General features: G+C 37.4%; 8 protein-coding genes, 1 tRNA gene and 3 rRNA genes. 11 read left to right on the forward strand and 1 reads right to left on the reverse strand.

From position 1 onward, the window contains the following. Positions 1-9: 9 nt before the first annotated feature. The 7 genes from M2214_RS01435 (at position 10) to M2214_RS01465 (ending at position 6847) form a co-directional block, all read left to right on the forward strand. A complete protein-coding gene (locus M2214_RS01435) occupies positions 10-1458 on the forward strand; it encodes an ABC transporter substrate-binding protein (protein WP_248481989.1) in 1449 nt (482 codons plus the stop codon). 15 nt (positions 1459-1473) lie between these two features. Beyond that, positions 1474-2322, forward strand: coding sequence for an ABC transporter ATP-binding protein (locus M2214_RS01440; RefSeq protein WP_248481991.1), 849 nt, complete (start codon positions 1474-1476; stop codon positions 2320-2322). After that, on the forward strand, positions 2323-3057 hold the full coding sequence (locus tag M2214_RS01445; protein WP_248481993.1) for an ABC transporter permease: 735 nt from the start codon (positions 2323-2325) through the stop codon (positions 3055-3057). 16 nt (positions 3058-3073) lie between these two features. Next, positions 3074-3781: a cobalt-factor II C(20)-methyltransferase gene (locus tag M2214_RS01450; RefSeq protein WP_248481995.1), complete on the forward strand. Its 708-nt coding sequence runs from the start codon at positions 3074-3076 to the stop codon at positions 3779-3781. A gap of 79 nt (positions 3782-3860) precedes the next feature. Beyond that, positions 3861-4013: a methyl-accepting chemotaxis protein gene (locus M2214_RS01455; RefSeq protein WP_326521604.1), complete on the forward strand. Its 153-nt coding sequence runs from the start codon at positions 3861-3863 to the stop codon at positions 4011-4013. Between the two features lie 113 nt (positions 4014-4126). Further along, entirely contained in the window at positions 4127-4492 is a 366-nt protein-coding gene (locus tag M2214_RS01460; RefSeq protein ID WP_248481997.1) for an ArsR/SmtB family transcription factor, read from the forward strand. 27 nt (positions 4493-4519) lie between these two features. Further along, positions 4520-6847 (forward strand): heavy metal translocating P-type ATPase, encoded by a 2328-nt coding sequence (locus M2214_RS01465; RefSeq protein ID WP_248481999.1) that lies wholly within the window; start codon positions 4520-4522, stop codon positions 6845-6847. 8 nt (positions 6848-6855) lie between these two features. Here M2214_RS01465 and M2214_RS01470 read toward each other — a convergent pair whose 3' ends face one another. Then, complete coding sequence (locus M2214_RS01470; protein ID WP_248482001.1) at positions 6856-7080, reverse strand: hypothetical protein; 225 nt, start codon at positions 7078-7080, stop codon at positions 6856-6858. 260 nt (positions 7081-7340) lie between these two features. Between M2214_RS01470 and M2214_RS01475 the strand changes: the two genes are divergently transcribed. The 4 genes from M2214_RS01475 (at position 7341) to rrf (ending at position 12256) form a co-directional block, all read left to right on the forward strand. Beyond that, positions 7341-8856, forward strand: a 16S ribosomal RNA gene (locus M2214_RS01475). 70 nt (positions 8857-8926) lie between these two features. Further along, positions 8927-9002 (forward strand) — tRNA-Ala (locus M2214_RS01480). 158 nt (positions 9003-9160) lie between these two features. Continuing rightward, positions 9161-12081: ribosomal RNA gene (locus M2214_RS01485) — 23S ribosomal RNA — on the forward strand. Between the two features lie 58 nt (positions 12082-12139). Further along, positions 12140-12256 (forward strand): 5S ribosomal RNA (gene rrf / locus M2214_RS01490). The 16S, 23S and 5S rRNA genes sit together here with 1 tRNA gene alongside, the layout of an rRNA operon. Positions 12257-12316 lie beyond the last annotated feature (60 nt).

The following is a 12316-nucleotide window of genomic DNA, read 5'->3' on the forward strand; positions in this document are numbered from 1 at the left end:
AGGTAAAATATGGTAAAATATAACAACAAAATATTTTTATTATTGGTTTGTTTTATAGGAATGTTCATATTTACTGGATGTTCAGATACAACTCAAGAGAACTCAGTAGACAATAAAGAGTACAAAATAAGTTTTGTGGATGATGACCAGAAGCAAATAAATATGGAAGAGTCAGCTAAAAAGATAATATCCTTATATTCAGCACATACGGAAAATTTATACAAATTAGGTCTTGATGATGAAATAGTAGGTGTTGGAACGAGTGATATATATCCAGCTGAGGTTCTTGAAAAAAAACAATTTGACTATAAGAATGCAGATCCTGAGAAGATAATTCTGGAAGAGCCTGATTTAGTTTTAATAAGGCCTTTTATAAATAGATCTCGTCCAGATTTTGTTCAAGCTTTAGAAAAAGCGGGAATTAATGTTGTATCTTTATATCCTGAATCTTTTGACGTATTTGATGATTATATAAATAATTTAGCTGTTTTAACTGGAACTGAGGATAAAGCTAAAACTTTATTAGAGGATTTTCATACACAAATAGATAATATAAAAGAAAAAACTAAAAATATAGATGATAAGGTAGATGTATACTTTGAGTCATCCGAGCAAGATTATAAAACTGTAACTGTTGATTCAATGCCTGGTATGGCTATTGATATAGCTGGAGGAATTAATATAGCAAGTGATGTAAAGCCTATAAAAGAAGGTAGTTCAATAGCTGCATATGGAACAGAGAGAATCCTTGAAAAAGCTGATGATATAGATGTTTTTGTATCTCAAAATGGAGTTATGAATGCCGGTGGAAATAAGCACTCTATAACTATACGTCCGGGATTTGATACTATAAAAGCTGTAAAAAATGATAGGGTGTATGTTATAAATCAAAAAATAATATCAAGCCCTACATTTAGGTACCTAGATGGTATAAAAGAAATGTGTAGAATGTTTTATCCAGAAATATTCGATGATTATTCTAAATACGATGTAGATGAAGAAATAACAAGAGAAGAACTTGCTGAAATAGTAGTTAAATTTAAGCATGAACCTGTATTTGTTCCTACATCTAAATATTATACAAAAGAGCATAAGGGACATACATATGGGATGTTTGAAGATGTAGATATTAATGATGAAAAAATTAATTTTATAGAAGCAGCAGTTACATCTGCATATATAGAAGGATTTAAAGAAAATAATAAAGAGTTCTTTTATCCGGATAATAAGGTCACAAGAGAAGAATTTGCAAAAACTTTATATATGATAGGTGATATAAAGCCAGCAGATATTAAAGTTAATGTTTCTGATATATCAGATATTGAAAATAAAAAAATAGTACAGATAGTATTAGATAATAAGCTTATGAACCTCAAAAATAATAAATTTGACCCTAAGGCTTATGTTACAGGAGAAGAGGTAGTAAAATCTCTAGATTTATTAAGTTCTATTAATTAATAAGGTGATGTTGATATGAATGAAATTATAAGAATTGAAAATGTTACAAAGAAATATGGTGATTTTTGTGCTGTTGATGATTTGAATTTAAGCATAAAAAAAGGAAGCTTCTTTGGACTATTAGGGCCTAATGGAGCTGGAAAGACTACTCTTATAAATATGCTTATAGGACTTTTAAAACCTATAAGTGGACAAATATACATAATGGATCAGAAGATGGATAGAAACAATGTATTCTTGAAAAGACAAATAGGAATAGTTCCTCAGTATATGAATTTAGACAAGGATTTGACTGTAAAGGAAAATCTTATATTATCAGCTAAACTATTTAATATTAGAGGGAAAAAAAGAGAAGAACAAATAGAGCATTTGTTATCCCATATGGATCTTAAAAAAGTTGAAGATAGAATGTCAAGAAAGCTATCTGGTGGAATGCAAAGAAAGCTTATGATAGCAAAGGCGTTGATACATGATCCCGAAATACTTTTTTTAGATGAGCCAACTGTGGGGGTAGACTTAAATTCTAGAAGAAAAATATGGGATATATTAAAGTTGATGAAGGATATGGGCAAGACTATAATACTTACAACTCATTATATAGAAGAAGCAGAAAGTCTTTGTGATGAAATAGCTCTTATGGATAAAGGGAAAATATTCTACAAAGATAATAGTGATAATCTCAAAAGCAGCCTTGGAAAATATACAATAGAGTATTTTGATGAGCATAAAGTTACTAAGTATAAATATTTTTATGAAATAGAAAATGCTAATAAATTCTCAAATGATATTAAAGGCAGTTTTATACTTAGAGATTTAAGCCTTGAAGATGTTTTCTATAATTTTACAAATAGGAAGGTAATTTAAATGGAAGTTGCAACTATTTTATGGAGGGAATTTATATTTTTTAAAAGAAAAGCATTTAAGATAACGGCTGGAGCTATTATGAGTCCACTTCTTTATTTGATAGCATTTGGATGGGGTCTTGGGGATGGAGTTATAGTAGAAGGGCACACTTATATATACTTCATAATACCTGGCATAATTGCTTTATCTACTATGAATACAAGTTTTAATGCAGTAGCTATAAGAATTACGGTTGCAAAATTGCATGAAAGAAGTTTTGAATATTATATGACAGCACCTGTTAGGATGTATCTATTAACACTAGGGTATATAATAGCAGGAGCCCTTAGAGGTTTATATGCTGGATTTATAATACTTATAGTTTCTTATTTATTCGGTGTTTATATAAATGTCAATTTTATGTTTTTTTTAGTATGTATTTTAAATAGTATGCTATTTTCAGCATTTGGATATGTAGCGGCTATGGTAATAGACAATCACTATGATATGAATAGATTTACAACTTTTGTAATAACTCCAATGTCATTTTTATGTGGAACATTTTTTTCGTTAGATAAAATGCCTGCTGCAGTTGAAAAAATTATAAAGGTACTACCTCTTACTCATGTAACTCAGAGTTTAAGATCGATTGCGTTAAATGATACGATTAATTACTTATCAGTATTAATCTTATTTATATATTTTATAGCGTTTTTTTCAATTGGAATTTATGTAAGTTATAAAGAAATTAAGTAAAGGGGATGAATAGAAAATGAGCAAATTTTATGGGATAGGTACAGGACCAGGAGATAGTTCTTTACTTACAATCAAAGCTGTAAATACTTTAAAGGAATTAGATATATTATATACTCCAGAGCCTAAAAAGGAAGGAAAAAGCTTAGCTTTATCTATAGTTCAAGAATATTTAAAAGAAGATCTTGAAATAAAGCAAAGACATTTTCCTATGAATTTTGATGATTTAGAAAAAACTAAAGCATGGGATGAAATAGCTGTTGAGATAGAAAATGATGTTAAATGTGGGAAAAATGTAGGATTTGTAACTCTTGGAGATCCTATGATATATAGTACATATGTATACTTACTAGAAAGAGTAAGAGATAAGGTAGAGGTTGAGACGATACCTGGAATTTCATCTTTCTCAAACATAGCATCAAATCAAAATTTTCCACTAGTTATGGATAGAGAACCTTTAATAGTAGTTCCTTGTACTACAGATGAGTCTAGACTTGATTATGCACTTGAAAATTACAGTTCTATAGTTCTTATGAAGGTTTATAAGAACTTCAAGAGTATAATACAAAAGATTAAAGATAATGGTTTAATAGATAATGCCATACTTGTTAGTAATTCATCTTTAAATGAGGAGAAGGTGTATACTAATTTAGATAAGTTAGATCAAGATAAAATATCTTATTTTTCTACTATATTGATAAATAAAGAAGAGAAGCGCGTAGGATAAAACATATAAAAGTTTTTATGTAGGCTGTTTCAAAAGGATGGGCATTAAAAAGTAACTAATATTTTAATGCTCATCTTTTTTGATTCAAATAAGTCAATTAATGCTTAATGTTTCTATTGAAGCAGCAAGAGCTGGTGAAGCTGGTAAAGGATTTGTAGTAGTTGCAGATAAAATAAGAAAATTATCAGACGGTACGAATCAAGTTTTTTATAAAATAGGAGAGTTAATATAAAAAATCTCAGATTTAAAAATAATCTGAGATTTTTTATTGCAAAAAAACATCCAAAAGAATATAATGAATATATAAACATATGAACAAACATTCATATATAAAGGGAGGATATTATGGATAAAGAAAAAGAAATACAGACTTGTACTTGCAATGTTATACATGAAGATATTATTGAAAATGCTAGAAATAAAATGCCTGAAGAAGAAACGTTATATGACGTGGCTGAGCTTTTTAAGGTATTTGGAGATACAACTAGAATAAAAATAATATACGCATTATTTATGTCAGAAATGTGCGTGTGCGATATAGCTACTCTTTTAGGTATGACTCAATCAGCTATATCTCATCAGTTAAGAGTTTTAAAAAATGCAAGACTTGTAAAGTTTAGAAAAGAAGGTAAGGTAGCTTATTATTCTCTTGATGACGATCACGTTAAGCAGATATTTGATACTGGTCTTACACATATAAATCATAGATAATTTTAATATATAAGGGGGGAAATTGTAGTGAAAAAAGAAGTTATATTAGAAGGTCTTGATTGTGCTCACTGTGCAACTAAGATAGAAGAAGAGGTTAATAAATTATCTTATATAAATTCTGCTGTTTTAAATTTTATCACTAAGACTCTTTCGATAGAAATTGGAGATTCGAGTAGAGTAGATGAAGCTATAGATGCTACTAAGAGCATAGTTAAAAAACTTGAGCCTCATGTTGAGGTTAGAGAAAAGAATAATTACTATAAAAAAGTTTTTATTCTTAAGAACCTAGACTGTGCTCATTGTGCAGGTGAGATAGAAAAAGAAGTATCGAATTTAGATAAAGTTAGAGATGCTAACTTAGATTTTGTATCTACTAGATTAACAGTTTTAGTTAAAAATAAATTTGATTTAGAAAAAGTTTCTAAACAGATTGAGGAGATAGTAGTTAAGAAAGAGCCTCATGTAAAGGTTATAAGTGAGGGAGAAGATGATTTACATGAACATGATGAAGAAGATTTTGATAAGAAAGAGTTAATTAAGATGGGTATAGGTGCTTTGTTCTTTGGAATAGGGATTATAGGCAAATTTTCAAATGCTGTAGAGTTCACTATATTCTTTATAGCATATATATTAATAGGTGGAGAAGTTTTATCAAAAGCATTTAAAAATATACTTAGAGGTCAAGTTTTTGATGAAAACTTTTTGATGTGTATAGCTACTATTGGTGCTTTTGCTGTTAAAGAGTTTCCAGAGGCTGCAGGAGTTATGCTATTTTATCAAGTAGGTGAGTTTTTTCAATCAAAAGCAGTTAATAATTCTAGAAAGTCAATAAAAGAGTTACTTAAAATCCAACCTGAGTTTGCAAATATAAAAGAAAATGGTGAACTTAAGAAGGTTTCACCTGAAATAGTAAATGTTGATGATATTATCATAGTAAAACCAGGAGAAAAGGTACCTCTAGATGGAATAATAGTAAATGGAAAATCTACTATAGATACTTCTAACTTGACAGGTGAGTCTATTCCAAGAAATGTAGAGATAGGAGATAATGTACTTTCAGGATTTATAAATAAAAATGGTGTTCTTGAGGTTAAGGTAACTAAGGTATTTTCAGAATCAACTGTATCTAAGATACTTGATCTAGTTCAAAATGCAAGTAGCAAAAAGGCAAAGACTGAAAACTTTATAACTAAGTTTGCTAAGTATTATACTCCTACGGTTGTATTCTTATCAGCGTTTATAGCAACTGTACCTCCTCTTGTTATAGATGGTGCTATATTTGAAGATTGGTTCTATAGAGCGCTGATATTTTTAGTGATTTCATGTCCGTGTGCACTTGTTATATCTATACCACTTAGTTTCTTTGGTGGAATAGGTGGTGCTTCTAAAAATGGAATACTTATAAAGGGAAGCAACTATTTAGAGGCATTAAATAATGTAGATACTGTTGTATTTGATAAGACGGGAACACTTAGCAAGGGAATATTTAAGGTTACAGGTATAAATGGTTTAAATATTTCAAATGAAGAACTACTTAAGTATGCGGCTTATGCAGAGTCTTACTCGAATCATCCGATAGCTGTATCTATAGTAAATGCTTATAATAAAAAGATAGATGAAAATATTATAAGTGATTATGAAGAAATTTTTGGCTATGGAATAAAGGTGAATATAGAAGGAAAAAATGTATTAGTAGGTAACTACAAACTCATGAACAGGGAAGACATAGATTGTACTGAGGTAAATGAGATAGGAACTATAATATATGTTTCAATAGATAGTAAGTATAGTGGATATATACTTATATCTGATGAGATAAAGAGTGATTCAAAGCAAAGTATAAAGGATCTTAAAGCTATGGGTATAAATAACACTATAATGCTTACGGGAGATAATGCTTTAGTTGCTAATAAAGTTAAGGATGAATTGGGTATAGATGAAGTTCATTCACAATTACTTCCTCATCAAAAGGTAGAAAAACTTGAGATGATAAAAGGCAGAATGAAATCTAGTTCAAAGGTTGTATTTGTTGGTGATGGAATAAATGATGCTCCTGTTTTGGCTATGGCAGATATAGGAGTTGCTATGGGAGGTCTTGGCTCAGATGCTGCTATAGAAGCCGCTGATATTGTATTGATGACAGATGAACCCTCAAAATTAGTAAAAAGTATACAAATAGCTAAAAAAACAAGAGTTATAGTAATACAAAATATAGTATTTGCTCTTGGAGTTAAAATAATAGTATTGTTATTAGGTGCATTAGGAATAGCTAATATGTGGCAAGCCGTATTTGCGGACGTAGGCGTTGCTTTAATAGCTGTTTTAAATAGTATGAGAGTTATGAAAATGAGATAGCCTTTAGGCTATCTCGTTTTTTTATCTATTTCCTTATTAGACAAATTATTATTAGATGGAATAAAAGGATGATATTCTGAAGATCTTAAAGGGTCCATATAATCTAAATCATACTCTGAATCGTCTTTCATCTTAAGAGGCATGACTGTATTTGTTAAAGGTCTAGCAGGTGTTTTAGGATCTTTACTATCATAAGTTTCGTCTATTTTATCTTCTGGGTTTTTTTGTGACATAATTGAACCTCCTTAATTTTTATATAAATTCTTATTCATATTTTTTCTTTATTCAACCAAAAATACACATGGAAAAATATAAAAAAACAAAAAAATAAGAAAAAGTGTTGACGAATCTTTCGAAAAATGATATATTATTATTTGTCCGAGAGACACGGACGACATGAACTTTGAAAATTAAACAGTAGGTTATAAATAAATCACATCAGTGATTTTCGGAAATAACACATAAAGTCAGTTTACTGAGTACTGACAAACTTTTATTTAAGAGTTTGATCCTGGCTCAGGATGAACGCTGGCGGCGTGCCTAACACATGCAAGTCGAGCGGAGATTAAAAAGCTTGCTTTTTAATCTTAGCGGCGGACGGGTGAGTAACGCGTGGGTAACCTGCCCTATACACACGGATAACATATCGAAAGATATGCTAATACGAGATAACACATTTTTAAGGCATCTTAGAAATGTCAAAGCGTTAGCGGTATAGGATGGACCCGCGTCCCATTAGCTAGTTGGTGAGGTAAAAGCTTACCAAGGCGACGATGGGTAGCCGACCTGAGAGGGTGATCGGCCACACTGGAACTGAGACACGGTCCAGACTCCTACGGGAGGCAGCAGTGGGGAATATTGCACAATGGGGGAAACCCTGATGCAGCAACGCCGCGTGAGCGATGAAGGCCTTCGGGTCGTAAAGCTCTGTCCTAAGGGAAGATAATGACGGTACCTTAGGAGGAAGCCCCGGCTAACTACGTGCCAGCAGCCGCGGTAATACGTAGGGGGCAAGCGTTATCCGGAATTACTGGGCGTAAAGGGTGCGTAGGCGGCCTTGTAAGTCAGAAGTGAAAGGCTACGGCTCAACCGTAGTAAGCTTTTGAAACTGCAGGGCTTGAGTGCAGGAGAGGAGAGTAGAATTCCTAGTGTAGCGGTGAAATGCGTAGATATTAGGAGGAATACCAGTTGCGAAGGCGGCTCTCTGGACTGTAACTGACGCTGAGGCACGAAAGCGTGGGGAGCGAACAGGATTAGATACCCTGGTAGTCCACGCCGTAAACGATGAGTGCTAGGTGTCGGGGGTTACCCCCCTCGGTGCCGCAGCTAACGCATTAAGCACTCCGCCTGGGGAGTACGCTCGCAAGAGTGAAACTCAAAGGAATTGACGGGGACCCGCACAAGTAGCGGAGCATGTGGTTTAATTCGAAGCAACGCGAAGAACCTTACCTAAGCTTGACATCCCTCAGACCGCTTCTTAATCGAAGCTTTCCCTTCGGGGACTGAGGTGACAGGTGGTGCATGGTTGTCGTCAGCTCGTGTCGTGAGATGTTGGGTTAAGTCCCGCAACGAGCGCAACCCTTATCTTTAGTTGCCAGCATTTTGGATGGGCACTCTAGAGAGACTGCCGAGGATAACTCGGAGGAAGGTGGGGATGACGTCAAATCATCATGCCCCTTATGCTTAGGGCTACACACGTGCTACAATGGCTAGTACAGAGAGTTGCGAAACCGCGAGGTCAAGCTAATCTCTTAAAGCTAGTCTCAGTTCGGATTGCAGGCTGAAACTCGCCTGCATGAAGCTGGAGTTACTAGTAATCGCGAATCAGAATGTCGCGGTGAATGCGTTCCCGGGTCTTGTACACACCGCCCGTCACACCACGGAAGTTGGGGGCGCCCGAAGTCAGATATCCAACCGTAAGGAGGAATCTGCCGAAGGTGAAATCAATGACTGGGGTGAAGTCGTAACAAGGTAGCCGTATCGGAAGGTGCGGCTGGATCACCTCCTTTCTAAGGAGAAATAACCTACTGTTTAATTTTGAGGGTTTATGAATAACTCTTTATTATCATAGAATAATATGGGGGCGTAGCTCAGTTGGGAGAGCACTTGCCTTGCAAGCAAGGGGTCAGGAGTTCGACTCTCCTCGTCTCCACCATTTTGATGGAGTTACAGGTTTCATCATTAATTATGTAGAAAATAAAATAGTAGTTTGATTGGCAATTTTTTTTTGTAAAATTGTTGACAACATACTTAAGCTGACGCGATAGCGGATGGCGTAGTACTTTGAAAATTGAACAGATTTAAATAAATTTAGGTTAAGTTATTAAGGGCGTAGGGCGGATGCCTTGGCACCAAGAGCCGATGAAGGACGTGGTAAGCTGCGATAAGCTTCGGGGAGATGCAAGCAATCTTTGATCCGGAGATTTCCGAATGGGGAAACCCACCTAGAGTAATGTCTAGGTATCCTTAGATGAATACATAGTCTAAGGAGGGGAACCGAGGGAACTGAAACATCTAAGTACCTCGAGGAAGAGAAAGAAAAATCGATTCCCTAAGTAGCGGCGAGCGAAAGGGGAAGAGCCCAAACCTATGAAGTTTTCTTCATAGGGGTTGCGGATATGCTCACAAGAAAGAGGTATTGTAGTCGAAGAGGTTTGGAAAGACCCACCATAGAAGGTAATAGTCCTGTAGATTAAACAAGAAGACTTTCGAGCATACTCCAGAGTACCACGGGACACGTGAAACCCTGTGGGAAGCTGGGGGGACCACCCCCCAAGGCTAAATACTTCTTGGTGACCGATAGCGTATAGTACCGTGAGGGAAAGGTGAAAAGAACCCCGGAAGGGGAGTGAAATAGAACCTGAAACCCTATGCCTACAAGCTGTGGGAGCACATTTTTAGTGTGACCGCGTACTTTTTGTAGAACGGGCCAACGAGTTACGATAAGTAGCAAGGTTAAGGACTTAGGGTCTGGAGCCGTAGCGAAAGCGAGTCTTAACTGGGCGATTCAGTTACTTGTCGTAGACCCGAAACCGAGCGACCTACCCATGGCCAGGATGAAGCGAAAGTAAAATTTCGTGGAGGTCCGAACCCACGCACGTTGAAAAGTGCGGGGATGAGCTGTGGGTAGAGGTGAAATTCCAATCGAGCTCGGAGATAGCTGGTTCTCCCCGAAATAGCTTTAGGGCTAGCCTCAAGCTTAGAGATGAGGAGGTAGAGCACTGAATGTCCTAGGGGCCCTGTGGGTTACCGAAGACTATCAAACTCCGAATGCCTTTATCTTTTGCTTGGGAGTCAGACTGTGGGTGATAAGATTCATAGTCGAGAGGGAAACAGCCCAGACCGTCAGCTAAGGTCCCTAAATGTAAGTTAAGTGGTAAAGGATGTGGGATTGCACAGACAACCAGGATGTTGGCTTAGAAGCAGCCATTCATTCAAAGAGTGCGTAATAGCTCACTGGTCGAGTGATCCTGCGCCGAAAATTATCGGGGCTAAAACTTACTACCGAAGCTACGGCATTGACTTTGTCAATGGGTAGGGGAGCATTCACTGCGGGTTGAAGCTAGACCGGAAGGACTAGTGGACTGCAGTGAAGAGAGAATGTTGGCATGAGTAGCGAGACGTAGGTGAGAATCCTACGGGCCGAAAACCCAAGGTTTCCTGAGGAAGGTTCGTCCGCTCAGGGTTAGTCGGGACCTAAGCCGAGGCCGAAAGGCGTAGGTGATGGACAACAGGTTGAGATTCCTGTACTACCGATAATCGTTTGAAGAATGGGGTGACGCAGAAGGATAGGCTATCCTACTATTGGATATGTAGGTCCAAGCATTAAGGGAGCATTGATAGGCAAATCCGTCGGTGCAATCCTGAGGTGTGATGGGGAGCGAAATTTAAGTAGCGAAGTAGTCGATTTCATGCTGCCAAGAAAAGCCTCTACTGAGATTAAAGGTACCCGTACCGCAAACCGACACAGGTGGGTGAGAAGAGAATTCTAAGGCTAGCGAGAGAACTTTTGTTAAGGAACTCGGCAAAATGACCCCGTAACTTAGGGATAAGGGGTGCCTCATTAGGGTGTATGCCCGAAGAGGCCGCAGAGAATAGGCCCAAGCGACTGTTTACCAAAAACATAGGTTTCTGCTAAGTCGAAAGACGATGTATAGGAGCTGACGCCTGCCCGGTGCTGGAAGGTTAAGGGGATGTGTTAGACATTAGTCGAAGCATTGAACTTAAGCCCCAGTAAACGGCGGCCGTAACTATAACGGTCCTAAGGTAGCGAAATTCCTTGTCGGGTAAGTTCCGACCCGCACGAAAGGCGTAACGATTTGGGCACTGTCTCAACAAAAGACTCGGTGAAATTGTAATTCCGGTGAAGATGCCGGATACCTGCGACAGGACGGAAAGACCCCATGGAGCTTTACTGTAGCCTGGCATTGGATTTCGATATTACATGTACAGGATAGGTGGGAGACTGAGATACGAGAACGCCAGTTTTCGTGGAGTCATCCTTGGGATACCACCCTTGTAATATTGAGATTCTAACCATAGACCATGAATCTGGTCTTGGGACACTGTCAGGTGGACAGTTTGACTGGGGCGGTCGCCTCCCAAAATGTAACGGAGGCGCCCAAAGGTTCCCTCAGCACGGTCGGAAATCGTGCGAAGAGTGCAAAGGCAAAAGGGAGCTTGATTGCAAGACATACAGGTCGAGCAAGGACGAAAGTCGGGCTTAGTGATCCGGTGGTTCCGCGTGGAAGGGCCATCGCTCAACGGATAAAAGCTACCCTGGGGATAACAGGCTTATCTCCCCCAAGAGTCCACATCGACGGGGAGGTTTGGCACCTCGATGTCGGCTCATCACATCCTGGGGCTGTAGTAGGTCCCAAGGGTTGGGCTGTTCGCCCATTAAAGTGGTACGCGAGCTGGGTTCAGAACGTCGTGAGACAGTTCGGTCCCTATCCGTCGCAGGCGTAGGAAATTTGAGAGGAGCTGTCCTTAGTACGAGAGGACCGGGATGGACATACCTCTGGTGCACCAGTTGTCACGCCAGTGGCATAGCTGGGTAGCTATGTATGGAATGGATAAGCGCTGAAAGCATCTAAGCGCGAAGCCAACCTCAAGATAAGATTTCCCATCTTTATGAGTAAGATCCCAGGAAGACTACCTGGTTGATAGGTTCAAGGTGTAAGCTCAGTAATGAGTTCAGCTGATGAATACTAATAGATCGAGGACTTAACCAAATTTTAAATCTGATCAATTTTGAAAGTATTAATCTTAATACTTAAAACTAAAAGATTATGTGGTTATTACAGCAAGGAGGATACACCTGTTCCCATTCCGAACACAGAAGTTAAGCTCCTTAGCGCCGATGGTACTTGGGGGGCAGCCCCCTGGGAGAGTAGGACGTAGCCACGTAATCTTTTTTATTTTTTGTGTAGTGGTTAATCAAAAAAGATTAGGTGCTACTTAAAGCGT

This window comes from Tepidibacter aestuarii (genome assembly GCF_934924865.1).
In the GTDB taxonomy this organism is placed as follows: Bacteria; Bacillota; Clostridia; order Peptostreptococcales; family Peptostreptococcaceae; genus Tepidibacter_A; species Tepidibacter_A aestuarii.

Excerpts from the sequence above, each read along its gene's own strand:
- M2214_RS01460 (WP_248481997.1), top strand. The coding sequence starts at position 4,127 with ATGGATAAAGAAAAAGAAATACAGACTTGTACTTGCAATGTTATACAT.
- M2214_RS01440 (WP_248481991.1), top strand. The coding sequence starts at position 1,474 with ATGAATGAAATTATAAGAATTGAAAATGTTACAAAGAAATATGGTGAT.
- M2214_RS01470 (WP_248482001.1), bottom strand. The coding sequence starts at position 7,080 with ATGTCACAAAAAAACCCAGAAGATAAAATAGACGAAACTTATGATAGT.
- M2214_RS01445 (WP_248481993.1), top strand. The coding sequence starts at position 2,323 with ATGGAAGTTGCAACTATTTTATGGAGGGAATTTATATTTTTTAAAAGA.
- M2214_RS01450 (WP_248481995.1), top strand. The coding sequence starts at position 3,074 with ATGAGCAAATTTTATGGGATAGGTACAGGACCAGGAGATAGTTCTTTA.
- M2214_RS01435 (WP_248481989.1), top strand. The coding sequence starts at position 10 with ATGGTAAAATATAACAACAAAATATTTTTATTATTGGTTTGTTTTATA.